This window comes from Acinetobacter sp. YH12132 (assembly GCF_013418645.1).
GTDB classification, from domain to species: domain Bacteria; phylum Pseudomonadota; class Gammaproteobacteria; order Pseudomonadales; family Moraxellaceae; genus Acinetobacter; species Acinetobacter indicus.
The window spans coordinates 1-23,797 of sequence record NZ_VPBR01000002.1 but is presented as its reverse complement, the minus strand read 5'-3'; the positions used below and the strand labels follow the sequence as shown (position 1 = coordinate 23,797).

At 47.0% G+C, this 23,797-nt stretch carries 23 protein-coding genes and 1 pseudogene; 7 read left to right on the top strand and 17 right to left on the bottom strand.

Features of this window, described 5'->3' with window-relative positions; all coding sequences use genetic code 11:
• Nucleotides 1–4 precede the first annotated feature (4 nt).
• A complete protein-coding gene (locus FTU67_RS02270; protein WP_180061352.1) occupies nucleotides 5–1,150 on the top strand; it encodes a GGDEF domain-containing protein in 1,146 nt (381 codons plus the stop codon).
• Nucleotides 1,151–1,277: 127 nt separating this feature from the next.
• Nucleotides 1,278–2,564, top strand: coding sequence for an MFS transporter (locus FTU67_RS02265; RefSeq protein WP_180061351.1), 1,287 nt, complete (start codon nucleotides 1,278–1,280; stop codon nucleotides 2,562–2,564).
• A gap of 60 nt (nucleotides 2,565–2,624) precedes the next feature.
• Here the strand turns inward: FTU67_RS02265 and FTU67_RS02260 are convergent, their stop codons facing one another.
• Together FTU67_RS02260 and FTU67_RS02255 are read right to left on the bottom strand one after the other, a co-directional pair.
• A complete protein-coding gene (locus tag FTU67_RS02260) occupies nucleotides 2,625–3,122 on the bottom strand; it encodes a DUF2505 family protein (RefSeq protein ID WP_016659309.1) in 498 nt (165 codons plus the stop codon).
• Nucleotides 3,123–3,228: 106 nt separating this feature from the next.
• Nucleotides 3,229–3,525 (bottom strand): hypothetical protein, encoded by a 297-nt coding sequence (locus FTU67_RS02255; protein WP_180061350.1) that lies wholly within the window; start codon nucleotides 3,523–3,525, stop codon nucleotides 3,229–3,231.
• A gap of 141 nt (nucleotides 3,526–3,666) precedes the next feature.
• Here FTU67_RS02255 and FTU67_RS02250 point away from each other — a divergent pair, with 141 nt between their 5' ends.
• Entirely contained in the window at nucleotides 3,667–4,587 is a 921-nt protein-coding gene (locus FTU67_RS02250) for an alpha/beta fold hydrolase (RefSeq protein ID WP_168408433.1), read from the top strand.
• On the opposite strand, the gene FTU67_RS02245 is transcribed toward FTU67_RS02250, so the two are convergent.
• Nucleotides 4,588–5,055 (bottom strand): hypothetical protein, encoded by a 468-nt coding sequence (locus FTU67_RS02245; RefSeq protein ID WP_168384293.1) that lies wholly within the window; start codon nucleotides 5,053–5,055, stop codon nucleotides 4,588–4,590.
• Between the two features lie 312 nt (nucleotides 5,056–5,367).
• Between FTU67_RS02245 and FTU67_RS02240 the strand changes: the two genes are divergently transcribed.
• Nucleotides 5,368–5,814 carry a GNAT family N-acetyltransferase gene (locus FTU67_RS02240; RefSeq protein ID WP_180054285.1) on the top strand — a complete coding sequence of 149 codons (447 nt, stop codon included), beginning with the start codon at nucleotides 5,368–5,370 and terminating at the stop codon, nucleotides 5,812–5,814.
• Nucleotides 5,815–5,829: 15 nt separating this feature from the next.
• Here the strand turns inward: FTU67_RS02240 and FTU67_RS02235 are convergent, their stop codons facing one another.
• The 4 genes from FTU67_RS02235 to FTU67_RS02220 all read right to left on the bottom strand — a co-directional run bounded on the left by FTU67_RS02235 (nucleotide 5,830) and on the right by FTU67_RS02220 (nucleotide 9,896).
• Nucleotides 5,830–7,710 carry a diguanylate cyclase gene (locus FTU67_RS02235; protein WP_180054283.1) on the bottom strand — a complete coding sequence of 627 codons (1,881 nt, stop codon included), beginning with the start codon at nucleotides 7,708–7,710 and terminating at the stop codon, nucleotides 5,830–5,832.
• Between the two features lie 117 nt (nucleotides 7,711–7,827).
• Nucleotides 7,828–8,169, bottom strand: a complete 342-nt coding sequence (locus tag FTU67_RS02230) for an FKBP-type peptidyl-prolyl cis-trans isomerase (protein WP_005179461.1) — start codon at nucleotides 8,167–8,169, stop codon at nucleotides 7,828–7,830.
• 125 nt (nucleotides 8,170–8,294) lie between these two features.
• A complete protein-coding gene (locus FTU67_RS02225) occupies nucleotides 8,295–8,825 on the bottom strand; it encodes a YaeQ family protein (protein WP_016659315.1) in 531 nt (176 codons plus the stop codon).
• A 63-nt stretch (nucleotides 8,826–8,888) separates the two neighbouring features.
• Nucleotides 8,889–9,896, bottom strand: coding sequence for a GTP-binding protein (locus FTU67_RS02220; RefSeq protein WP_005179465.1), 1,008 nt, complete (start codon nucleotides 9,894–9,896; stop codon nucleotides 8,889–8,891).
• 456 nt (nucleotides 9,897–10,352) lie between these two features.
• Between FTU67_RS02220 and FTU67_RS02215 the strand changes: the two genes are divergently transcribed.
• Nucleotides 10,353–10,565 carry a hypothetical protein gene (locus tag FTU67_RS02215; RefSeq protein WP_005179468.1) on the top strand — a complete coding sequence of 71 codons (213 nt, stop codon included), beginning with the start codon at nucleotides 10,353–10,355 and terminating at the stop codon, nucleotides 10,563–10,565.
• Nucleotides 10,566–10,878: 313 nt separating this feature from the next.
• Nucleotides 10,879–12,483, top strand: a complete 1,605-nt coding sequence (locus FTU67_RS02210) for a bifunctional 3-(3-hydroxy-phenyl)propionate/3-hydroxycinnamic acid hydroxylase (RefSeq protein WP_180054281.1) — start codon at nucleotides 10,879–10,881, stop codon at nucleotides 12,481–12,483.
• A 70-nt stretch (nucleotides 12,484–12,553) separates the two neighbouring features.
• On the opposite strand, the gene FTU67_RS02205 is transcribed toward FTU67_RS02210, so the two are convergent.
• The 7 genes from FTU67_RS02205 to FTU67_RS02175 all read right to left on the bottom strand — a co-directional run bounded on the left by FTU67_RS02205 (nucleotide 12,554) and on the right by FTU67_RS02175 (nucleotide 18,442).
• Nucleotides 12,554–13,171, bottom strand: coding sequence for a glutathione S-transferase family protein (locus FTU67_RS02205; protein ID WP_180054279.1), 618 nt, complete (start codon nucleotides 13,169–13,171; stop codon nucleotides 12,554–12,556).
• Between the two features lie 144 nt (nucleotides 13,172–13,315).
• The gene (locus FTU67_RS02200) at nucleotides 13,316–14,209 is read right to left on the bottom strand and encodes a LysR substrate-binding domain-containing protein (protein ID WP_005179483.1); all 894 of its coding nucleotides are present in this window, start codon (nucleotides 14,207–14,209) and stop codon (nucleotides 13,316–13,318) included.
• An 11-nt stretch (nucleotides 14,210–14,220) separates the two neighbouring features.
• Complete coding sequence (locus tag FTU67_RS02195) at nucleotides 14,221–15,420, bottom strand: MFS transporter (protein WP_180054277.1); 1,200 nt, start codon at nucleotides 15,418–15,420, stop codon at nucleotides 14,221–14,223.
• Nucleotides 15,421–15,424: 4 nt separating this feature from the next.
• The gene (locus FTU67_RS02190; RefSeq protein ID WP_104488704.1) at nucleotides 15,425–16,006 is read right to left on the bottom strand and encodes a TetR/AcrR family transcriptional regulator; all 582 of its coding nucleotides are present in this window, start codon (nucleotides 16,004–16,006) and stop codon (nucleotides 15,425–15,427) included.
• A 153-nt stretch (nucleotides 16,007–16,159) separates the two neighbouring features.
• Nucleotides 16,160–16,675, bottom strand: a complete 516-nt coding sequence (locus FTU67_RS02185) for an acyl-CoA thioesterase (protein ID WP_005179490.1) — start codon at nucleotides 16,673–16,675, stop codon at nucleotides 16,160–16,162.
• Nucleotides 16,676–16,961: 286 nt separating this feature from the next.
• A complete protein-coding gene (locus FTU67_RS02180; RefSeq protein ID WP_225876368.1) occupies nucleotides 16,962–17,141 on the bottom strand; it encodes a hypothetical protein in 180 nt (59 codons plus the stop codon).
• 278 nt (nucleotides 17,142–17,419) lie between these two features.
• Nucleotides 17,420–18,442, bottom strand: a complete 1,023-nt coding sequence (locus FTU67_RS02175; RefSeq protein ID WP_180054275.1) for a patatin-like phospholipase family protein — start codon at nucleotides 18,440–18,442, stop codon at nucleotides 17,420–17,422.
• Between the two features lie 129 nt (nucleotides 18,443–18,571).
• On the opposite strand from FTU67_RS02175, the gene chrA reads away from it, so the two are divergent.
• Nucleotides 18,572–19,771 carry a chromate efflux transporter gene (gene chrA, locus FTU67_RS02170; protein WP_180061349.1) on the top strand — a complete coding sequence of 400 codons (1,200 nt, stop codon included), beginning with the start codon at nucleotides 18,572–18,574 and terminating at the stop codon, nucleotides 19,769–19,771.
• A gap of 64 nt (nucleotides 19,772–19,835) precedes the next feature.
• On the opposite strand, the gene FTU67_RS02165 is transcribed toward chrA, so the two are convergent.
• From FTU67_RS02165 to FTU67_RS02155, 3 genes and pseudogenes are all read right to left on the bottom strand, one after another.
• Entirely contained in the window at nucleotides 19,836–21,311 is a 1,476-nt protein-coding gene (locus tag FTU67_RS02165) for a sodium:alanine symporter family protein (protein WP_168390805.1), read from the bottom strand.
• Between the two features lie 74 nt (nucleotides 21,312–21,385).
• Nucleotides 21,386–22,624: a sodium/glutamate symporter gene (gene gltS, locus FTU67_RS02160; RefSeq protein WP_104505555.1), complete on the bottom strand. Its 1,239-nt coding sequence runs from the start codon at nucleotides 22,622–22,624 to the stop codon at nucleotides 21,386–21,388.
• 597 nt (nucleotides 22,625–23,221) lie between these two features.
• Nucleotides 23,222–23,797: pseudogene (locus FTU67_RS02155) on the bottom strand (IS4-like element ISAbe18 family transposase); the annotation flags it as partial.

Here is a 23,797-nt window from a genome sequence, read left to right as displayed (position 1 = left end):
GTTCATGTTAGCCGAAAATTTCTCCCTCTACAGTGCGCTAATCCCGCTGTTTATGATGGCCTTTGGCAGCGTCATTCTGCTGCTGCGGCTGTTCCAACCGATTCCCACCTATTTTCTGTGGTATGCCGCATCGACCTTGTGTACGGGTCTGGCCGTACTGATCATTACCGTGGTCTCCGCCCAAATGTTGCCGACCTTTAGCTTTATTCCGTCCACGCTGCTGTTTATCAGCTGTGCGATGTTCACCCATGCCATTCATTTACGGCTGAATGTCACCACGCGCTGGGTATTTCTGCTGGTGCTAATTGCCATTGCCGAGTCAATTTATGTGTATTTTTCGGTGTTTGATGAGCAATATGCACAGCGGATGCTGGTGCTGACCATCACCATTACCCTGATTTTTTCGCATAATTTAAAGGCTTTATATCAGGTCAAGCTCAAGCAGAAACTGGATCGCCTGTTACGCCTGTCACTGTTGCTGTTAAGCGCGGTGATTGCGCTGCGCACCCTGTATCTGTTTGTGGTATTACAGCCGACCAACCAGATTTTAAGCAATAATCTGGTCGCTGCCGGCACCCAGCTGATTATTCTCTGCCTGAGCTTGCTGATGGCCGGGCTGCTGTTTCATAGTGCCTATCAGGATATTTTCCAGCAGCTGCAAAAAGAACGGAATCTTGATCCATTAACCGGCTTGCTGAATCGCCGGGCGCTGGAGGAACGTCTGAAACGCTTAAAACAGCACAGCCGTTCCAGGCAGAATGCGATTATTCTGTGTGATCTGGACTTTTTTAAGCAGATTAATGATCAGTATGGCCATAAGGTTGGCGATGTCGCGCTACAGCATGTCACCGAAATTATCAGCAAAGCGGTACGCAAATACGATGAAATCTGCCGGATGGGCGGTGAAGAATTTCTGATTTTACTGCAAGATACCCCGCTGGATATCGCAATTCAGGTGGCAGAACGGATTCGCAGCGGCATCGAAACCACACCACTGATTCAGAGTGGTCAGGTCATTTCGATGACTGGCAGTTTCGGCATCAGCTTTTTCCAGTACTTTGATGAGTTTTCTCAGGCCGCGCAGCAGGCCGATTTATTGCTATATCAGGCCAAAAATCTGGGCCGCAACCAGCTGCACTGGCAACAATAACAATCATCCACACGTGCAGACTTTTATAACTATTAGTTTATTTTTCCCAAATAAAGTTTGATTATTCATAGCTATAGCTCTTCTTTAAAATTACGGTTCCTGTTTTTAATCCTGTCAGAAGATACGCATGGATGCTACTCCCAGTTTAAGCCGCGAAGACAAACGCACACTTGGCCTGTCCTCACTCGGCGGTGCACTCGAATTTTATGACTTTGTCATTTATGTCTTTTACGCCAAAATCATTTCTGATCTGTTTTTCCCAAGTACCTTAAGTCCATTTTGGGCCATGCTGAATACCTACGGCATTTTTGCAGCCGGTTATTTCTTCCGTCCACTCGGCGGTGTGGTGATGGCGCATTTTGGCGATTTAATTGGCCGTAAGCGACTGTTTAGCCTGTCGATTTTATTGATGGCTCTACCCACGCTATTTATTGGCATCATGCCGACCTTTGAAAGTATTGGTTATGCCGCGCCATTATTGTTACTGCTGATGCGCGTGGTACAAGGTATTGCTATTGGCGGAGAAATTCCTGCGGCCTGGACCTTTGTTTCTGAGCATGTGCCAGAAAAAAGAATTGGTTTTGCCAATGGTCTGCTGACCGCCGGCTTATCCTTGGGGATTTTACTCGGCGCGTTAATGTCGCTGTTTATTTCACTGCAATTTACTGCGGCCGAAATTCAGGACTGGGCATGGCGTATTCCGTTTATTGTTGGCGGGATTTTTGGTCTGGTGGCGCTGTATTTACGTAGTTATTTACATGAAACCCCGGTATTTAAAGCCATGCAGGCACGCAAGGAACTGGCCAAGGAATTACCAGTGAAACAGGTGCTGGCGCAGCATCGTAGCGGTGTGGTGATGGGCATGTTCTTTACCTGGTTCCTGACCGCCTGTGTGGTGGTGCTAATTTTGGCCATGCCAAATCTGCTGGTCGGTGCATTTGGTTTTGACCGCGCCGATGCCTTTAAAATGCAAAGTGCCGCCATTGTCATGCAGATGATTGGCTGTATTGTGGCCGGGCTGCTGGCCGACCGTTTTGGCGCTGGCCGCGTTATTTTATTCGGCTCCCTGCTGGTCGCTGCAATTGCCTCACTGTTCTATAACAGCCTGGGTCATGTTGAAGCATCAACAATCTTTATGCTGTATATGCTCTTGGGTCTGGCATCAGGGACAGTTGGCATGGTGTCATATAGCATGGTGAAAATGTTCCCGGCACAAATCCGTTTTTCCGGTATTTCATTTTCTTATAACGTGGCCTATGCCATTGCCGGTGGCATTACCTTACCGCTGGTGCAGTGGCTAAGCCTGTATAGCAATATTGGCGCGCTATATTATATCTGGGTGGTCTGTCTGGTGGCGTTTATGACCGCCTGGTTTTATCAGCAACGCTTTGAGCGTGCCCGCCCTTCGGTTTAATCCACCTCAAAACAAAAAAGCCCGGCTTCATCCGGGCTTTTATCCAGAGATATTCTGGTTTTAGCTTTTTAAATTCTTCTTGAGTTCATCTTCAACAATATTAATCTCTACTTCGCTAAAGCGGCGAATTTCACCTTCTGCATGTTTTTCCAGCATCCCGCCAATTAATGGCACTTTTACTTTTACTGTCCAGTTCAGCTGGATCTGAACCTGCTGATCATTGCCCGTCACCGAACGTGCGCAGCGGGCCTCTAAGGGTAAGTTCGCACCTAAATCAATGGTCGAGGTCAATGCACTCAGATTGGTGACATCGGTGCGCTTTAAACGAAAAGCATCTTTTAGCAGTTTTTTGGCGATGTCTGGAATATTCACATCTAGGTTATAGGCACGGCGCAAGGTGTAAATATCACCTTGGATCTGCGATTCCAGAATCTCCAGATTTTCTCCCGGAATGCGTTTGCACACATTTTCATGTAATGCAGTATTTGCAGCCAGCTGTTTGAATTCGCTCAATGAAACACCCTGAATGGTGGCATTGACAGTAAATTGATGCGCCATAGTTGATCCCTGATTTTGTCTTTTTCTTCGGTCTTGTTCTTGGTGGGGAACCTGCTGTTGCAGCCGGTTCATCGCCTGTTTATTTAAAAGAATTCTACACGCGCTGTCATTGGCTGAATGTGGTCGGATTGTTCTGGTGTCGGCCATATTCAATCCGCAGCATCTCACCGGCATCAATCCGGACAAAACAGTCCAGATAATCAATCCGGGCATAAAACTGTTCAGCGCCATCATCCAGTCCGGTCACCGACCAGCGAATGCCGGCCGGAAACTGCTCAAGCCAGCCCGACTGATAAAAATCAGCAACTGAATCAAAATGCAGGCCCTCGGCAGCGGCCTGTTGCAGATGCTGTGCCACCTGTTCAAACCTGGCCTGTTGCTGCTGGCGAAAATCAATCAGCATGGCTTATCTCATCCTGCTTTTATTGCTGTTTATTTCTATCGCTGTTTATTTTAAACCGTCTGGCCGATGAACGCGCCAGTTTTGACACTGCCCCTCTGCAACATTCAAACTAGAGCCAGTCTAAAAATATACGAGTTCAGGATGAACACCACTGCTTCTGCAATTCACACATCGCCGCTTGAAATCAGCAGCGTTACTTTCCCGGCCAGCGATGGTTATCTGCTGACCGGCACCTGTTATACCCCGCCACAAGTTAAGGCGCAGCTGCTGGTGGCCTGTGCAACCGGTGTGCCGCAAGCCTTTTATCGCCGCTTTGCCGAGTACATGAGCCAATATCAATATCAGGTGCTGTGTTTTGATTATCGCGGTGTGGCCAAATCGGCACCTAAACGGCTGAAAGGTTTTCAGATGTCCTATCTGGATTGGGGCAAACTGGATTTGGCTGGTGCGATTGCCTATTTTAAACGTGACCAGATGCCGCTATTTATGGTCGGTCATTCCTATGGCGGACAAGCGCTGGGATTGGCACCGAATCATGCGCAGGTCACGGCACTGTACTGTTTTGGTACCGGCGCCGGCTGGCATGGCTATATGCCACTAAAAGAAAAAATTAAAGTGCAATTTGTCTGGAACCTGATTTTCCCGCCAATGGTGGCCCTGGCCGGTTATTTGCCGTGGAGCAAGCTGAACATGGGCGCAGACCTGCCGCTGGGCGTATATCAGGAATGGCGTAAATGGTGTAAAAATCCGACTTACTTTTTTGGTGACCCGGCACAACAGGCGCTGTTTGAATGTTATGCACAGGTCAAAACCCCAATTTATGCCGCTTCTTCACTGGATGATGACTGGGCCTTACCCAATTCCCGGTATGCCTTTATGCAGCATTATTGCAATGCCTCAGTGAAAATGATCAACCTGAGTCCGCAGCAGTTTGGCTTAAGCCAGATTGGACATATGGGCTATTTCCGCCAAGGCGCAGAACAAATCTGGGATCAGGTGGCGGCCACGTTTGACCTATATCTGCCATCCGATGCAAACACCGAAGTGAGCATTTCAAAGTAATCAGGACGGTAAAGACAGGCGCTGCTGGGTTTCACGGCCCTCCCGATCCACATGGGTGATAAAAATACCGTACTGGCTCACATAGTATTCCAGCGACTGCTCATAGAAGGTCCAGTAAATGGCCCATTCGCCCAGATCGGTATCTGCAATCCGGGTCTGGGTTTTGGCCGGCATTTTACGCAATACCTGTTCCTGCAGCATTGAGCCATCCTCTTTATGCTGTACAACTAATGCGTCCTGCATAAAGATATCCGCCACATCATCAAACAGTTGCTGTTCATAGGCAGCGACTTCTTCAATCACCTCTTCAACCGGTCGCGGGCATTTCTGGCTAATCGGGCCTTGTACCATATTGCAATAGGCGGCCTGATGTTTCTGAAAGGCACGGTTAATTCTGATTTTGATCATGACTTTCCACAGCGCATAAAAGGCCAGAAAAATCAGGAGGATTGCCAGTATTTTTGCCATAAGCCCGCTTACCTCAATGGTTCGGTTCTCATTTCCCAACGTTTGGTCTCGTGTCTCTTATCTCAGCACTCTTACAGATGGATCATGCCTGACGATGAGGATGATTCCATGCGCTCCTAAAGATGACCCAATCGCATCATCTGTGCTGCCAAACTGCTGTCTTTTTATTCATTTTGACACAAAACAGTATCAATCCCCCAATAAAAAATTCTCACAACGCCTAAAAAACTGCGTAAATCACAACAAGATTGTCATTTTGTTGAAGGTTTATTTACATTCAAATAGGTGCTTGTTTATGCCTTTACCAACACAATGATTAGATCCGCTCGAATTCAAGATGTCCCGATCCTTATTCGCGTTTTGCACGACAGTATCCGATCCTGTAGCCTCGATCATCAACATCGTGAAATCAAGATTCAACGCCTGCTCGAAAATAAAAATCAGGAAAATCTGCTGTTACTGATGCACTATAACAACTGCTGGGTGTATGAGCTACAGCATCAGGTGGTCGGTTTTATTCTGGCCAGCGATCAGGGTGAAGTTTTAATGAATTATGTCGCACCCGATGTCCAGCAGCGCGGTATTGGCAAGCTGCTGCTCAATGAAGTGCTGCATTATTATCAGCAACGCCAGATGAAACGGATTGTGCTGGCCAGCACCCGCACGGCGCTGCCCTTTTATCAAAAATATGGCTTTCAGATTCAGCCGCAGGCAATTGAGCCTGTTTTACATATTCCTTTGGTCAAATATCTGGACTAAAGATTTTTCTCTGGCTTAATGTCCGGCAATTCTGCACTGATCCCGGCCGGCTTCTTTGGCCAGATACAGCTGCTGATCGGCTGCTTTCATAAATTCCAGTACACTGGCATAGGGCTGCTTGCCGGTCATCCAGGCCACGCCCATACTGACCGTAACATAGTCTTTCGTATCCTGACGGGCAATGTGCTGCATTTGCTCGGCACGAACCGCCTGTAATACCTGTGCCATCATCGGCTCTAATAAGGCAATCGGGACATTGTGCAGTATCAAGGCAAATTCTTCACCGCCATAACGTGCCACATAGGCATTTTCAGGCAAGGCACGATTTAAGATCAGCACCAGCTGCTGCAAAACCTGATCTCCTTTTAAGTGGCCATAATGGTCGTTATATTTTTTAAAATAATCGACATCCAGCATCACAAACGCCAGGGTATGTTCAGGCTGCTGACAGGTCTGCTCAAAACGTAGCAGGATTTCATCATTCAAGGCACGGCGATTATAGGCACCGGTCAGCGCATCAATTTTTACCTGCAATTCCAGCTTGGCATTTAACTGGCTTAACTGGGCGGTACGTTCCTTGACTTTAACATCCAGCGAATTATTCAGGCTCAGCAAACGGTTATTCAGTTTTTCAATATAGGCAGTATCACGCGCATAGTTACGTGCCTGCTGCAGCATAATCAGCAAGGCATACAGACTGGTAGAAATAAACGATAAAGGAATTGATTCAATCAGGTTTAAGGCCAGCAGCAGATCATGAATAAAGCTGCCAAACAGCAGCAATACCGCACATACGGTTAATTTGGAATAGCTCAGTTTCTGCCGCAAAGTTTCGGCAAAACCGTAGATAAAATTGACCAGCACCAGCAGACTGAATAAAGAACTCCATAACGCCAGCTGTTCCAGCACCATCGGCGGTGCCCATAATGCAGCGACCAGATTAATGGCAATGAGCAACAGCGCAGCACAATATACCCAGCGATGTAAATAACGCTGGTTAAACAGGAACATATAGCTCAAGAAAAATAAAATGGCCAGAAAGCTGAACAGATATTGCAGCCGCAATCCCCAAATCCAGTTGATGTCGGTAAAGGCGGTATAGGCATACGGGGCTGCAAACAGGTTATGCAGCGCCAGAAACACAATAAAAATGCCAAAGACAAACACACTTTGTGCATTCGGTGGCATCACCCCACGGAAAAAGGAAAAGACCAGGGTAAACAGCCCAATCCCGAGCACCCCGCCGCTGATCATGGCCACGCTCATCATCAGGCGCTGGTATTGGTAGTTTATGGTACGGCTGAGTCCAATTTTTATTGAATGTTCCAGCCCGCCCCTGAAGTTCTGGAAACTGGAGGCCTGAATCGCCAGGGTAAAATATTCACTGTCGGCAATAAAATAGGCAAGCCGATGACTATTGCCGTTTTCATGGCGGGCAGCATCAGGACCGGCTTCCCCCACGCGTGCCAGCGGCTCACCATTTAAATACACCCGGTAGGCACCCTGCTGGCTAGGCATCCAGATCGCAATGCGGCGACCGACAAACTCTTTTGGCAACTGAAAATGCCCAATAAATGTGCCATAGCCTTCCATTTGGCCAGTCAGTTGCTGAAAAGAAGCCGGTAAATGCACCCGTTCTGCAGTCAATACTGCACTGGGCTGTTGAATAAACTGCTGATTGTAAAACAGCCACGAGCCATCCAAATTGGTGCTGGAGTGTTCACTAAACTGCAGGGTCGTAATCAGCTGCTGCTGATAATAGGAGTCTGGTGGGGAATCATAATGTGCTCGCGCCGGAGCAAGGCTGAGTGCACACAGACACAGCCAGGCCATCAACAGGACAGAAATCCGAAAGTACGCGCGCTGTTCCAATAAAATGATAATCCCTGCAGACATTGGAAAGGAATAATTTTAATGTACTGTGTATTGAAGGGTTTTCAAATTACTTTTTGCACTATTTTTGCACAAGCCGACCAGAGACATCCTGTTCTCCGGTCAGGGGATGTGAAAGGCTTATTCGTCGCGGGTTTTCACGTCAAATAATTCAATTTCAAAAATCAGGTTGGAATTGGCCGGAATAATATTGCCAATTTTACGTTCGCCATATGCCAGATGAGATGGCACGATCAGCTTGCGCTTACCGCCAACTTTCATCCCGAGAATGCCCTGATCCCAACCTTTAATCACACGGCCGGTACCAATCACGGTTTCAAAATAGTTACCGCGGTCAATGGAAGAGTCGAACTTGGTACCATCTTCCAGCCAGCCGGTATAGTGAGTGGTAATTAAAGCGCCTTTGACCGCTTCTTTGCCCTCACCCACTTTTAAATCAATAATTTCTAATTCTTTTGACATGCGTCTGCTCTCTTCAACCAAATCAATTGTGCATGAGTATAAAAGGAATTGATGACAGCTGCATAATTTAGGCCGCTAAATTGCAGCCGTTTATTGACCTGACACCACAGCAGCAACCGGATGGGTTACTGCAACTGTTCCCATTCAATCACAGCCTGGGCCTGATCGCCAATTAAGGTCCATTCGCCATCCATCACATTTAACTGTAGCTGCATGGTACGTTCACACAGTTGCTGAATTGCTTCGGTGGTGGCGGTAGACAGTTTCCAGACCTGAACATTTTTCAGGGTTTTCAGCTTGCTGGAGCGTTTATACCAGTCATCGACATTGCTGCCATAGGCCACCACCGCCACCTGTTGGCAACGGGCGCTGGCTTTTTTGACCTTGTCTTCATCCGGGCAGCCGACTTCAATCCAGTTTATTAGCTGACCTGTGAGATCTTTTTGCCACAGCGCCGGCTCATCGGTTTCAAACAGGTCTTTGGTGAATTCCAGTGCCTCATCGGCATAGCGGGCAAATGCCAGAATACGCACCATCAGGCGCTCGATGGTTTCAGACGGATGCAAGGCCATGGTGAGCTGATAGTCACCATATTGATGCACATCCATATTGGCAATATTTAAATCTGCTTTATAAATTGTTGCTTTAAGCGCCATACACGTGATCCTCAAATTTGGCGCCTAGCATATCGGATTTTGCTGCCCCGTGCTGAACAGATTCTAGGCAGTATTGTCAATACGACAGGCCAGCAGCTGTTCCTCAAACGCGCTCCAGTCCCGGGTGTTACGATAAATCAGCTCGATCCGGTTATCGGTATTTTCGGGCGATGACTGATAGTTAAATTGCTGCGGATTGAAATTAAAGGTTTTCCAGCCCTGATTGGTGTGAAAAATTGCTTTAATCCGCAACCAGTCCTGCTGCTCACAGAGCAGATCCAGCAATGCATAAAAGTCAAATTGCCAGCGCCGGGAAAATTTCCAGCCGGCCACCGAATACCCCTGCGCCGTTTCCACATAATGATAGGGCAACTGTTTAATTTCCGGCAGCTCTGCCTGTGCCGGCAGTGTGCGTTGCAGCTGCAATAAAGGCTGGATTTTACGCTGGATGCCGACATGGGCCAGATCAATTTCAGCCAATGGCAGCTGACCGTTTTCAGCAGCTAGCCAGCGCGGTGCATAGGCCTGATATTCCTGTTTTAATTTTTCCAGGCCCTGTTCATCTGCCGGCTGCATCTGATCCGGATGTGAAATCACAATAATCTGGGCGGCTTTTAACTGGTCGGTATACAGGTTTTGCTGGGTCCAGTCGGCATCGTGCAAACGTGAACCATCCACCACCGTGACCAAGGCGCGCATATCCAGATGGCTGTGCCAGTGCGGTTCGGTCAGCTGTTCCAGTAATTGCAGCGGGTGCCCCAATCCGGTGGGTTCAATAAACAGCCGGTCGGGCTTGGCTTCATCCAGCAAGCGAGACAAGGCAATCTGCATTGGTAACTGGCTGCTGCAACATAAACAGCCACCGAGCAGTTCCTTAATTTCAAAACCGTCACTTTGCGGCAAAATCTGCTGGTCGATGCCGATCTGGCCAAATTCGTTCATCAACACCGCCCAGACTTCCTGCTCCGGTTTTTGACGCAGCAATTGCTGTAACAGCGTGGTTTTCCCGGCTCCCAGAAAACCGGAAATAATATGGGTTGGAACGGCGCGTGTCGGTGCAATCAGTTTCACAGGTCTACTCTTTGGCTGGGCAACGTTTGCATGCTATGCAAGATTGCCATGTGGTTCAAGCCAGCACTGCGGCTTTCTGGCTGAGATTTTTTCAGCTTGAGCCAGAAAATGCGCCTACCTTTGCTATCTTTTAGAAAAATTTAATTACATTTATCTGCCCGTAGTTTTTTCCCGTAACACTGAAATATCGGTAGCAATGTAATTTTATTTATCCCGGCATGGGGATAGTTCGAGCTATCTCCTTTGTAAGTTCGCCGATTTTAGATGCAAAAAACGGTAAATTCTTACCCAATTGCTACATTTTCTTCATTCATGTAGAGCCAATGTTAAGCAGATTTTTTGCTTTGTTGCTTCGATTGCTCAATCTCCCACTGCGGCATAGCATGAAGCCTGTCCTCGATGCAGGTGATGTGCATACGAGGTCAACTCTAAAATGAATATTAAAGGATGCCCAAAATGAAATTAACTCAAATTTTACTTGCGACCACGTTTGCGGCTGCTACCGCAACCACTTTTGCTGCACCGGCAGCACCAGCCAATACTCAAACTGAAGACAAAGTGATTGTCAGCACCCAGGAACAACCAGCAGCAGCGGCCAATGCCGGTGCAGCAGATCAGCCTGCGTCTGAAGCTGCATCAAGCGATGACAAAGAAAAAACTGCACGTTAATAGTTACCATACTGTGCGTTGCTATTTTTGATGGCAGCACCGTATTAAATACCATTGTGTGAAGGTGAAACCGCTTTGATGCGGTTTCACTTTTTTATGGAAATGGTCTTTTTACTATAGAAATAAATGATTGTAACATCATCCTGAATGATTGTATTTTTATTATAAATATTCATCTAATCAACAAATTATAAAAATCATCTTATTTACTATCCTCTACAGTCGACCTCTGTTTCCACTATGGCATAACTTGTTGAATCCCGGCCTTTCACCGTTAATGGGCGTTAATCTGACGTGATGGATGGACCTCGCGATGAACACAACAAACTATACAACTGAAGTGGCAATTCTGGGTGCCGGTCCGGTCGGCTTAACCATCGCCAACTATTTAAGCAAACAAGGTATTCAGGTGATGGTGGTGGAACAGCTGGATCGCCTGATTGATTACCCACGCGCCATCGGGATTGATGATGAATCGTTGCGGACTATTCAGTCTTTAGGTCTGGTCGATCAGGTCTTGCCGCATACCACGCCCAATCATGCCATGCGCTTTCTTACCCCAAAAGGCCGCTGCTTCGCCGATATTCAACCGCTGACCCGCGAATTTGGTTTCTCGCGCCGTAATGCCTTTATCCAGCCGCAGGTTGATCAGGTGCTGTTAAACGGCTTGACCCAATATGAACAGACCCAAGTGCTTTTTTCCCGGGAACTGACCGAATTTATTCAGGATGCCAACGGCGTGACGCTCAAACTGCATACCCGTGAGGGTCAGCAGGAAGTGATTCAGGCACAATATCTGATTGCCTGCGATGGCGGCAATTCTCTGGTACGCCGTCGTCTGAATATTGCCTTTGATGGTAAAACAGCTCCGAACCAGTGGATTGTGATTGATATTGATAATGACCCACTGGCCACGCCGCATATTTATCTGTGCTGTGACCCGGTGCGTCCTTATGTGTCCGCCGCCCTGCCACATGGCATCCGCCGTTTCGAGTTTATGGTGATGCCGGGCGAAACCCAGGAAGAACTGAGCAAACCGGAAAATATCGCCAAGTTACTGTCTAAAGTACTGCCAACCACCGATGGCATCGAGGTCATTCGCCAGCGCGTCTATACCCACAATGCGCGTATTGCCGAAAAATTCCGTGTTGACCGGATTTTACTGGCCGGTGATGCAGCACATATTATGCCGGTGTGGCAGGGTCAGGGCTATAACAGCGGCATGCGTGATGCCTTTAACCTGGCCTGGAAAATGGCGCTGGTGATTCAGGGCAAAGCCGCTGCCGAGCTGCTCGATTCATACCAGATTGAACGTAAAGACCATGCCAAAGCCATGATTGATTTATCGGTGATGGCCGGGCATGTGCTGGCGCCGCCAAAACAATGGCACGGTATTGTCCGTGATGGCATTTCTTATGTGCTGAACTACATCAAGCCAATCAAACAGTATTTACTGGAAATGCGCTTTAAGCCGATGCCGAAATATCAGGATGGCGCCCTGTTGCCACAAACCGATAAATACTCGCCGGTCGGTAAAATGTTTATTCAGCCGCAGGTACAACTGGCCTCAGGTGAAACGGTGCTGCTGGATGACGTACTGGGCAATGACTTTGCGATTATCGCTTGGGGCGTTGATCCAAAATGGGGACTGTCTGACAGCAGCATGCAGCAATGGCAGAAACTGGGGGTGAAATTTATTCAGGTGATTCCTGCGGTGCAGCTCAAACATCCACAGCCGAAACACTCTGCAGATGTCATCACCATTGGTGATCTGGGCACAGAAATTCGCAGGTGGTTTGGCAAAACCACAGGCTCGGTGGTAATTTTACGCCCTGACCGTTTCGTTGCGGCGCTGGCAATTCCGCAAACCCTGGAAAGTACCAGTCAGCAACTGTTCCAGAAACTGCATGCCCAATAAGATGAACCCTTCAAAAAACCACGCTCAGGCGTGGTTTTTTGCTATTCGCGCTCATGTTCATGCCGCTGTTTCAATGCTGATCCAGCTGCTGAAACCAGATCACCTGACTTAAGGATAGCCGCTGCGCCATCCATTGCAGATACGGCCGGAATTCTTCCAGATAAGGAATGGCCTTCAGAGCAATGGCATAGGCCAGCCAGTACGCCAGATACAAATCTGCGGCACTCATACGCTCACCGAGCAAATAGGGGTTGGCCTGCTGCAGTCCCTGTTTTAAAAACGCCATCAGATCTTCCGGCAATCCCATCCCTAAACCGCGTTTATGCTGTTCGAGCTGGGCCTGACTGATCTGGAAATTGCTCAAGTCAATCCATTCGGTTAATGGGCCATGACAGAAAAATAGCCATTTGAAATAGGCGCCGCGCTGCGGATCATCCAGGGCCGGGGCCAAACCTTCTTCAAAGAAATGATCAGCCAGATAGGCAAAAATTGCCGGGGTTTCACTAATAAAAACCGGACCATCGACCAGTAGCGGCACTTTACCCAAAGGATTCATGGCCCGATACTCTGGCTGTTGCAGATCTTCCCAACTGACCTGAATAATCTCGATCTGATCCTGAATCTGCAACTCCTGTAATAGCGGCATCAGGGTCTGACCACGTGATTGAGGATGCGTATACAGTTGCATGTGGAGTTCCTCGACAGCATCAATGCTTATATTTTAAGCTTGCTGTCCGGCGAGAAACGCTGTTGATTTGTGTCCATCTTTAACGGCTTCACCAGTTTTAAAAAAACCGGCTGCGCCGATATGCAGTTAGGCGTAACACACGCTTTAGCCAAAATCCATATAAAACTGCGCTTTTAACACTTTTAAAATCAGCTCAATCGCTTCGCTGCGATGTTGTTTGCGATAGCTGGCATAGAGGCCAATCATCGGCAGTGGTTCCAATGTGTTTTTCACCACAATTTTATCGCCAAGTAGCGGAATCACATAAGCGGGCACCAGACTCCAGCCGACGCCCATCCCGACCAGATTAACGTTCATCAGAATATTGGTGGAATGCTGCACCACATGAATCTCCAGCCTAGACTGCTTTAAAAAGTCCTGAATAATTTTGTACAGCTGCGGTGAGGCGTGCTCATCACTAATCACAAAATCCTGCTGCTGAAAACTTTTGATGCTGATATGTTTTAAGCTGGCCGCCGGAGAATCTTTCGGCACAATCAGGGTCAGTGGTTCATCAAAAATCTGGATTGACTCAAACGCTCCCGATTCATCTGGATAGCGGGTAAAAGCAATATCAATTTCCGCCCGACTTAAGGCCTTAAACTGCTCGGCATCCGGCAGGCTATGAAAATGGATTTTTAAATCGGGAAACTGGGCACGAATATTCGGCATGATATAAGGAAACACTTTCATTTCGGCCACCGGCACAAAGCCGATATTCAACTGTGCTTTTTGCGCCTGTGCCACTTGCCGCGCTTCCTGAATGGCTTTGTCGGCATAGTCCAGACACAAACGCGCCTGCTTTAAAAAGGCCTCGCCTTCTGGAGTCAGTTCCACTTTACGGTTGGAACGCAGCAATAACTGTACCCCGACCTCCTGTTCCAGATCTTTAATTTGCTGGCTTAAAGATGGCTGCACGGTATACATTCTGGCTGCGGCCCGGGTAAAGTTCAGCTCTTCTGCCACCGCAACAAAATAACGTAAATGTCTTAATTCCATGTTGAAGCCTCTTAGGGAGCCTGACGCAAGGTTGGTGTGACCATGGCTTTGTAAAGCAGCAAGGTCAACAGCACTAGCACGGCGCAGAGTAAATAGGTCAACTGAAAGCCCATCCAGGCAATCAGAATACCCATCAGCACGGAACCGAGTGCCAGCCCCAGATCAAACAGGGTAAAGAACGTTGAAATCGCATGACCCATGCGCTGTTTATTGACCGTTTGAATGGCCACGGTTTGCAGACACGGAAACAAGGTGCCGTAGCCAATACCAATAAACACCGCCGACAGCCATAAAATCCACGGATTAGATAAAAAGCTGACAATCACCAGTCCCATGGCAAAACACACAAAGGACGGATACATCACCGCACTTGGACCTTTACGATCATAACGCTTGCCGACCCACGGCCGCACCACAATCATGGACACAGCAAAGACCACAAAGAACAGACTGGTATAGGCCAGTAACTGCTTGGCTTCACTATAGGCAGTAATAAAACTGATCACGCTGGAATAGGCCAAGGCAGTCAGCATGGCCACCAGCCCCACCGGAATGACCCGGGTTTCGACAATATCATGCAGGCTCAGCCGGGGTTTCGTGGCAGATGGATCAGACAGATTAGCTGGTTTGACCCGATCATCCTGCAGTTTCAGGCTAAGGCAGAACAGAAAACCCATCGCCATAATCACTGCCAGCATGGCAAACAACACCCGAAAACTGGTGAACTGGATGGTGGTTAAGGCAATTAAAGGCCCAAAAACCACGCCCAAATTGGTCGACATCACAAAATAACCAATGCCCTCGCCTTTACGCGCTTCTGGAATAAAGTCACTGGCCACCGGCACCGCCACCGTGGTTAAAATACTGAACCAGATGCCATGTAAAAAACGCACCAGCAGCAGGCTCCACATGCTGTCAATCCAGATATAGCAAAAGGCAAACAGCACAAAGCACAGCTCAGAACCACGAAAAGACAGTTTCTTGCCCAGCTTTTCCACGATTAAACCGGAAAACGGCCGGATGGCAATCGAGGACACCAGAAACAGGGTCAGAGCCAAACCGGCTTCTTTGACCGTGCCGCCCAGATCATTCATGATATAAATTGGTAATACGGCTAGCAGGGCAAAATAATAAACAAACAGAAACAGGTTATTGAAAAGACACAGAATAAATGCACGATTCCATAATACAGCAGAACTTTGAGCAGACATAGGCTTAGCGCTCCTGCGCATCAATAAGCGGCTGAACCCGGACTGGTGCCAGCACCATCTCAATCAGCTGCTGAATATAGTCGGCATCGGGCATCCGGTTAAAGAAAATAATCTGGTAATGAATCGGTGCATATAGCGTGTCGAGCATCAGTTCAAACGGATACTGCGCCACAATTTCGCCACGCTGAATCGCCAGCTGAATCAGCTTGCGCATCTGTTCACGCCGTGGCAGCAAATATTCACGAAAAAATGCTGCGGCAGTTTCACGCTGCTCGGCCATCACCACCAGTACCGCCCGCCCAACCTGATGGTTCAGCGCCTGACTCAGCTTAAACAATTGCTGGGTCAGGTTAAACTGCAAAGACTGGCTAAAGTCGAGTTCAAAAATCGAGGCGGTTTGCAGCTTAAAGGCATCGAACACCAGTTCGGATTTATGTTTCCACCAGCGGTAGATGGTCGATTTCCCCACACCGGCCCGCGTGGCAATATCCTCAATGGTCAGATGGCTATAGTCATACTCTGCCAGTGCCTCGACCACAGCATTTAAAATACATTGCTGCCGCCGTGATGATTTTTCAGTTTCCATACCCAGCCCAAAACGAAACGATACGTATCGTTTTATAATAAGCCAGTTGGTGCCGGCTGGCGAGTGATTCTTTTGTCGTCTGGTATGAAAAAATTTGGCAATAAAAAAAGACCTGAAATTTCAGGTCTTTCTTCAACACAGTGAAAGTCAGACTTAAATCGACTTCTTGTAAATACTGCAAGATGGATGAGTACCTTCCTGTAAACGCGCCACTTTACGCTGTTCTGCCGCTTCAAAACGGCAGCGTTTCCAGTCATTGTCCAGATTTAAGGCCGGCACCTGTTTGGGTTTGCCCTGCTCATCAACTGCGACCATGGTAAAATAGCAACTGTTGGTATGACGCACGGTGCGTTTTTGAATGTTCTGCGCTTCGACGCGAATGCCAATTTCCATGGAAGTACGGCCTACATGGTTCACACTGGCCAGGAAAGTCACCAACTCGCCGACATGAATTGGTTCCTTAAAGTTCACTTTATCTACCGAAAGTGTCACCACATAGCTGCCTGAATAACGGCTGGCACAGGCATAAGCCACCTGATCTAGTAATTTTAGAATTGTTCCCCCATGAACATTACCGGAAAAGTTTGCCATATCTGGCGTCATTAACACCGACATGGTTAATTCAGATTGATCTTCTAAGATGGGTTTAAGCTGATCTAATGGGGACATCTTGTTTTCGGCTCTTATAAAAGACAGGATATGTGAATATTATTATATCGTTTTTAACACAAATTAAATGTTCAATTCGGCAATAAAGTCATCATTATTATTTATGGTGATTGGGGTATTATTTAGAAAAATATATAGTGTTTTGCGCTATTACTTGAATTTTCAATTATTTATCCACATCCCGACACCACTTGAACAGGATTTCAGCAGGCGCGTCAGGAGGTGGATTTTTTCCATTCGGGCAGATGAGTTCAGCCCAAAATTGGACTTTTTACTGCCTGAGCTTTTAAGCCGGGTTGATATGACGCAACATTTCCGGCGACACGTGACCATAATTTAAAACATTTTGTACATCGAGCTGGGCTTCAATTTCATAGGAACCATCGGCATTAATTTTTTTAATGGTAAAAATAATTTGTTCCATGTTGGCCAGTTGTACAGATTGTCCAATGTGTAATTGCTTCATGCTCATGCCCTGCTCAGTTTTAGCTTCTAAGATAAATCATTATATTCTAATGCGGCCAGTATAAGAGCTTTATTAACAACAGGTAAACTTAAATAGCTGAATTAAATTACACTTATATATAAACTTTAAATATTAATCACAACCTTTTGAGCATGAATCGAAATACCTTTATTGAATAACATCAGGCAATTAACGCCAAAAGCAAATTGCGATATGAGCATTCTTGCCATTTTTATTCGACTTAAGTTATAGAAAAAACCGGCAGCATTCTAGCGCCCCTAATGTATCTCAACAGTATTTTGTTGCAGGTTATAGGTTTGAATCTGGTGACCATCGGCATAGCCTTTATGCTGATAGACCTGCGAAATCTGCCCCAGCTTGCCATAGGCGGCGACCACACCGGCCTGCATGGTGGCTTCACGACCCTGCACATCAAAAATATGTGCTTTTTCGCGTAAATCTGGCTGAATCACAATATCGGCATGTTTCAGCTCTTCCTGGGCCAGATGCTTCTGCATGATATTAATATTCTGGTTAAATAGTCCCCAGACATGGCTGGTTTCGGTATACATCGGCTGGGCCAGAATATCGACTGCAATCACAATGTCCGCACCCAGCTCGCGGGCGACATTTACCGGCACCGGGCTGACCAGTCCACCATCGACATATTCGGCATCGGCAATTCGGGTCGGAATAAACATGCTTGGAATGGACACCGAAGCCCGTACCGCCTGTCCGGTATTGCCGGCATTAAACACCACTTTCTTGCCCTGTTTTAATTCAGTGGCCACCACATACATCGGAATTGGCAGCTGCTCTAACGGCAACTGGTTGACCTGCGTATTGACATAGTTCTCGACTTTTTTGCCATCGAAGAAACCTTTCATATCCAGTTTGATGTCACGGACATCATTGGCTTTCATGTTCAGGGCAATCTGACGCAGCTCATGCGCGCTTTTGCCGCTGGCATAAATCGACCCGACAATACTGCCGGCACTGGTCCCGACGATAAAATCCGGACGGATGCCATTTTGCTCCAGCACTTCAATCACGCCAATATGGGCATAACCGCGCGCGCCGCCGCTGCCCAGCACCAAGGCAATGACCGGGTCCTGTCCGGTATATTGCGGCAATGTTTTAAAGTTCATGCGTGCATTCTGCTGGCTGGCCTCAGCCATTGCCGGGGTCGCCATTAATTGGGAGGACACCAGCTGATGCTGTTCTGGCAGATGCTGACAGGCGCCTAGGGTCAGCATGACTGCCCCCATCACACTGATAAAGCCAAGATTTTTATTCAACATGGATTCCTCGATCTGAACTCGACAGGCCTGCTGTAGTCTAAGGAGATTTTCTGCAGTGCATTGTTTAAATTCGTTAAACTGTCATCTATTCAGTTTAAACTTAAGTCGGGTTTTTTAAAATTCTAGCCAATGTCTTCTTTATCTTATTCACAGATTTTTCTGATTTTCTTTAAGCTGGGATGCTTATCTTTCGGGGGACCAGCCGCGCATCTGGTGTTTTTTCACCAGACTTTTGTGCAGCGTTTGCACTGGCTCAAAGATGAAGACTATGCTCAGGTCGTCGCTTTAGCGCAACTGTTGCCCGGCCCGACCAGCAGTCAGGTTGGACTGGCCATTGGCTATTTAAAACGTGGCTATTTAGGCTCGGTGGTGGCCTGGCTGGGTTTTACCCTGCCCTCGGCCTTGCTGATGACGCTACTGGCCTTTATCGGTCAGCAGTTATTCCCGTGGATCAGTTCGGCGTATTTTCATGCCATTCAACTGATTGTACTGGCGGTGGTGTTCTGGGCCTTCTGGCAAATGCTGCAAAGCTTTTGCAAAAGCTGGTGGCAATACCTGCTGATGCTTGTGTCTGCGCTCATGATCTGGTTCCTGCCACTGTCATATAACCAGATTCTGGTGATTGTGCTGGCTGGTCTGGCCGGCATGTGGATTGCCAAAGCACAACCTCAAAGCGGCAGTCATACCACGCCGAGTTTTCAGGTGGTACAGCGCAGTTTCGGCTCGACTACACTCTGGCTAATCTTATTTATCTGTCCATTTCTGCTGCTCGGTGCGCTGAACTGGATCAATCCGCATCTGCTGGCTGAAGGCTTTTTAGGCTTTTATCAGTCTGCTGCACTGGTCTTTGGTGGTGGGCATATTATTTTACCGCTGCTGCATCAGGACTTTGTCAGTACCGGCATGATCTCAGCCCAGCAGTTTGATTTAGGCTATGCCTTTGCCCAGCTCATGCCGGGTCCTTTATTCAGCTTTGCCAGCTATGTCGGCTATTTTCTGGATTTAACTGCCTATCCTGTGCTGAACGCGATTATTGCCACCATCGCCATTTTCCTGCCCTCGTTCTTTCTGATTTTTGCTACCCTGCCGCATTGGTCCTGGCTGATGCATCAGGACAAAATCAAACATGCGGTGATTGGTATTAATGCCGCGGTGGTGGGTTTATTGCTCGCGCTCATTGTTGATATGGGACAGGATTATTTAACATCAGTGCTGGATCTGGCGTTTGTGATGTTTGTGATTGTTTTACTGAAAAGCAAACTGCCGGTGTGGGTCAGCCTGATTGGTAGCTTTGGCGTGTATATGGGTTTGCTGTCTTTGCTGAGCTAACGCATCTAAAAGAATATTCTCTTGATAAAACAACAGCCTCATGATGAGGCTGTTGTTGTTTGCATTACCAGATATCGGAATTAACCCGGTCTTTAAATTTAGGATGATTGTCCAGTTTAAATTCCGGCTCTTTCACGCCACGCTTCAGCTGTGCTTTGAAGTCTTTTAGCAACATCAGCACAAATGGCGTCAGCAGTAAAATGGCAAACAGGTTGATGGTGGCCATCACGCCCATAAACAGATCGGCCATCGACCAGATCAGTGGTACGGTGGCAATCGCGCCGAAATACACCATAAACAGCACCAGCAGACGGAAAATCAGCATGATCTTGCGGTTGTTGTTAATGAACTGCACGTTACCTTCGGCATAGGCGTAGTTCCCAATAATCGACGAATAAGCAAACATAAACAGGATAATGGCCAGGAAGTCATCGCCCCAATGGCCAATCTGGCTTTCCAGCGCCATCTGGGTCAGGGTCACCCCTTCAAAACCGGCATTCTGATATAAACCGGAAGACAAAATGATGATTGCGGTACATGAACAGACAATAAAGGTGTCCACGAATACGCCCAGCATCTGTACCAGCCCCTGATTCACTGGATGTTTTACATCCGACACAGCAGCCGCGTTTGGTGCAGAACCCATCCCCGCTTCATTGGAGAACAGACCACGCTTGATGCCCATCATCATCGCCATCGACACCATCGCCCCAAAGAAACCACCGGCAGCGGCATCAAATTCAAAAGCCTTGCTGAAAATCAGGCGGAAAATATCCGGAATAATCGGCAGATTAATCACGGCGATATACAATGCCACCACCAGATACAGCAGCGCCATAATCGGGACAAATTTCTCTGCCACTTTGGCAATACGTTTAATCCCGCCAAAAATAATCATGGCGGTCATGACAACCAGAACCAGACCCAACCAGGACAGTTCAAAACTGAATGCACCCATTGGAACAGTCAGATTGGCCTGATTCCAGCCCCAGGCATGTGATGTGGCACTGATAATCGAGTTGGCCTGCACCGCGTTAAACACGAAACCGTAAGTTAAAATCAGGGCAACCGCAAATACTACACCCAGCCATTTCTGTTTCAGGCCTTGGGTAATGTAATAGGCCGGACCACCACGGAACTGATGGTTGCTGGTATCACGCACCTTAAATAGCTGCGCCAGTGAAGATTCGACAAAGGCCGAACTCATGCCTAAAAATGCGGTAAACCACATCCAGAACACCGCACCCGGACCACCAATCGCAATCGCAATCGCAACACCGGCAACGTTACCGACCCCGACCCGACTGGCCAAACCGGTCACAAGGGCCTGAAATGGGGTAATCCCATAACTGTCTTCGCCTTTTTTACGGCTCGACCTCATGGCTTTAATACTGTGCCAGAACAGGCGAATTTGTACAGCGCCGGTGATCAGGGTATAAAATATCCCGACACCGACCAGAAAGATCACCAGAAAATCCCACAGCGGGGTATTTAGAAGCGTCACCCAGGACATTAGGGTTTCATTTAATTGTTCATTCATTTTTTCGCACCCTTTGCTGATTGAGTCATCCTAAAAAGAAAAGCCTTTTAACAAGGCTTTTCCACTCAAATTACTTAAACAAAAAACTTAAGAATGACTTGAATGACAGTCGCATTAATCAAGTCGACAAAGAAAGCACCACACAGCGGTACAATCAGGAAGGCTTTATGAGAAGCACCGTACATATTGGTAACGGCCTGCATGTTGGCAACCGCAGTAGGTGTTGCACCCATACCAAAACCACAGTGACCCGCAGCCAGTACAGCAGCATCATAGTTTTTACCCATAACACGGAAGGTAATGAAGGCCGCATACAAGGCCATGGTGATGGTTTGCGCGCCTAGAATGACCATTAGCGGGCCCGCCAGATCTGCCAGTTGCCATAATTTCAATGACAGCAATGCCATCGCCAAATATAAAGACAATGAAGCGTTACCAAATACGTCAATCGCACGGTCAAAAATAGTGACTTTGAAAATACCTTCTAATACGTTACGCAGAATTACCCCACCAGCCAAAGCCCAGACGAAAGTTGGCAACTCAAACAGCGTACCTTTGGCATAACCAGTCATAAACTCGGCAAAGGCCAGACAGGCTGCAAATAAACCTAAAGTGGTAATGGCATTGTCTGCGGTAATTAAACGCACCTGATGCGGATATTCAAACGGCACAAACTCACCCGGTACCGGTTCAACTGGCGTATTGTCACGCTGTTCAATTTGTGCATCGGTACGTGGTGTAGCCAACTGATAACGGTTGATCAGCAGTTTGGCCAATGGCCCACCAATAATACCACCAATAATCAGACCGAAGGTCGCACTGGCCATCCCTAGGGCCAAAGCCCCCTGAATACCATGTTCAACCTCAAGGATTTCACCCCATGCACCCGCAGTCCCGTGACCACCGGTTAAGGTAATGGAACCGGCAATCATACCAATTAGCGGATCAATGCCCAATACTGTCGCCAGACTAATCCCGACAAAGTTTTGTACAATGATGAATAGTGAAATTGCGATCAGAAAGATCACCAGACCAATACCGCCTTCACGCAGTTTGGCAAAGTTGGCACTTAAACCGATGGAGGCAAAGAAAATCAGCATAAAACTGGTTTGTAGCGCACTACTGGTGGTAATGCTGTAGCCCCAGAAATTGTGCACGATTAAAGACACTACCGCAGCGACCAAACCGCCCGCGACAGGTTCCGGGATGTTGTAACGTCTTAGAAAATCAATATTGTTAACTAAAAAACGTCCCAAAAGGAGAACGATTACAGCCGCAATTAAGGTGTAAAACGCATTAAAAGTAAATTCCATGGCAATATCCATTTAATATGGTCAATGCTTATTGTTTTCCGGTTCTGATTATTTAAACCTGATGATATAAGCACCTTTTATGATAAGGCTGCTCTGTTTAATTTAAATAAACGGGAAAACTCTGCAATATGAATAATGTAAATCAGAAAAAGTTCTGAGTTGGCGAAGAAGCATCTGAGCTGGAGCGCAAGACTCAGCTTCGCTCCTCAAATTCATATCAACCGGCACTGCCTGAAAAAGAAGGAGTGAAAAATAAAATACAGACACTTCAGTGGCAGGGTAATGTCAGGCTGAAATCTCTGAATAGGCTTACTATAGAAAGATAATCTCATATAGGCTCCTAAACATAGAAAATGCATTGCTTCATGTAGCCAACAAATACATCTTAATTCATAGAAAAAGCTGAACAATACAGCTTAAAAAATCGCACATTATGCATCTTTTTCTCTAAAAATCTTTATTTTTTTAACGCTATTCGCTATTAGTCTAACTTATTGCTTTTAACTATAAATTTAAGCAACTGAATTTAAAATTGTTTTTTTAAAAATCGGTAAATAAAAAAAAGAGGTGGCAAGCCCATTGCTGTCCCACAATTTTTCACAAGAGGAAGCTCATTTGAGCTTCCTCTTGTTTTATGGGTATTTTATCGGGTGAAAATAAAGCTTTTAAAGTTCTTCTTTCAAACAAATTCACTTGAATTATTCTGAGTAAGCGTTGAACTGTCCAACCTGTTTTTCCTGAATGTCGAGCGAAACTCACCAATAAATAGGCGATCATCGCAATCCAGATTTGTGTCTGAATTGCGTTCCTGCTGCGGCCTAGAAACGCTTTTAATTTGAGATTCTGCTTAATCGCCTTAAAGAACAGCTCAACTTTCCAACGATCTTTATAAATCGCCGCAATGGTGGAGGCGGCTAAATGAAAGTTATTGCTGAGAAAGCTAAAGTGCTTGCCACTTTGCTGATCTCTATATTCAATTCTTCTTAACACTGGGGCTTTTCTTTTTAGGGCATGTGCGCTATTCAGCTGAATGGTTTCATCTTTTAGAATACCTTTGGATTCAAGCACTGGATGTTGCTGGATCACCTGATACACAGATTTAGGCCTAAAACGTGTGACAAATCCAATGTTTTGAGCAGTCAGATTTGCATACCATTGGTAATCGACATAGCC

Bases quoted from the DNA above. Each gene is read 5' to 3' on its own strand.
- FTU67_RS02270 (WP_180061352.1), top strand. From the start codon at position 5: ATGTTAGCCGAAAATTTCTCCCTCTACAGTGCGCTAATCCCGCTGTTT.
- FTU67_RS02265 (WP_180061351.1), top strand. From the start codon at position 1,278: ATGGATGCTACTCCCAGTTTAAGCCGCGAAGACAAACGCACACTTGGC.
- FTU67_RS02260 (WP_016659309.1), bottom strand. From the start codon at position 3,122: ATGGCGCATCAATTTACTGTCAATGCCACCATTCAGGGTGTTTCATTG.
- FTU67_RS02255 (WP_180061350.1), bottom strand. From the start codon at position 3,525: ATGCTGATTGATTTTCGCCAGCAGCAACAGGCCAGGTTTGAACAGGTG.
- FTU67_RS02250 (WP_168408433.1), top strand. From the start codon at position 3,667: ATGAACACCACTGCTTCTGCAATTCACACATCGCCGCTTGAAATCAGC.
- FTU67_RS02245 (WP_168384293.1), bottom strand. From the start codon at position 5,055: ATGGCAAAAATACTGGCAATCCTCCTGATTTTTCTGGCCTTTTATGCG.
- FTU67_RS02240 (WP_180054285.1), top strand. From the start codon at position 5,368: ATGATTAGATCCGCTCGAATTCAAGATGTCCCGATCCTTATTCGCGTT.
- FTU67_RS02235 (WP_180054283.1), bottom strand. From the start codon at position 7,710: ATGTCTGCAGGGATTATCATTTTATTGGAACAGCGCGCGTACTTTCGG.
- FTU67_RS02230 (WP_005179461.1), bottom strand. From the start codon at position 8,169: ATGTCAAAAGAATTAGAAATTATTGATTTAAAAGTGGGTGAGGGCAAA.
- FTU67_RS02225 (WP_016659315.1), bottom strand. From the start codon at position 8,825: ATGGCGCTTAAAGCAACAATTTATAAAGCAGATTTAAATATTGCCAAT.
- FTU67_RS02215 (WP_005179468.1), top strand. From the start codon at position 10,353: ATGAAATTAACTCAAATTTTACTTGCGACCACGTTTGCGGCTGCTACC.
- FTU67_RS02210 (WP_180054281.1), top strand. From the start codon at position 10,879: ATGAACACAACAAACTATACAACTGAAGTGGCAATTCTGGGTGCCGGT.
- FTU67_RS02205 (WP_180054279.1), bottom strand. From the start codon at position 13,171: ATGCAACTGTATACGCATCCTCAATCACGTGGTCAGACCCTGATGCCG.
- FTU67_RS02200 (WP_005179483.1), bottom strand. From the start codon at position 14,209: ATGGAATTAAGACATTTACGTTATTTTGTTGCGGTGGCAGAAGAGCTG.
- FTU67_RS02195 (WP_180054277.1), bottom strand. From the start codon at position 15,420: ATGTCTGCTCAAAGTTCTGCTGTATTATGGAATCGTGCATTTATTCTG.
- FTU67_RS02190 (WP_104488704.1), bottom strand. From the start codon at position 16,006: ATGGAAACTGAAAAATCATCACGGCGGCAGCAATGTATTTTAAATGCT.
- FTU67_RS02185 (WP_005179490.1), bottom strand. From the start codon at position 16,675: ATGTCCCCATTAGATCAGCTTAAACCCATCTTAGAAGATCAATCTGAA.
- FTU67_RS02180 (WP_225876368.1), bottom strand. From the start codon at position 17,141: ATGAAGCAATTACACATTGGACAATCTGTACAACTGGCCAACATGGAA.
- FTU67_RS02175 (WP_180054275.1), bottom strand. From the start codon at position 18,442: ATGTTGAATAAAAATCTTGGCTTTATCAGTGTGATGGGGGCAGTCATG.
- chrA (WP_180061349.1), top strand. From the start codon at position 18,572: ATGTCTTCTTTATCTTATTCACAGATTTTTCTGATTTTCTTTAAGCTG.
- FTU67_RS02165 (WP_168390805.1), bottom strand. From the start codon at position 21,311: ATGAATGAACAATTAAATGAAACCCTAATGTCCTGGGTGACGCTTCTA.
- gltS (WP_104505555.1), bottom strand. From the start codon at position 22,624: ATGGAATTTACTTTTAATGCGTTTTACACCTTAATTGCGGCTGTAATC.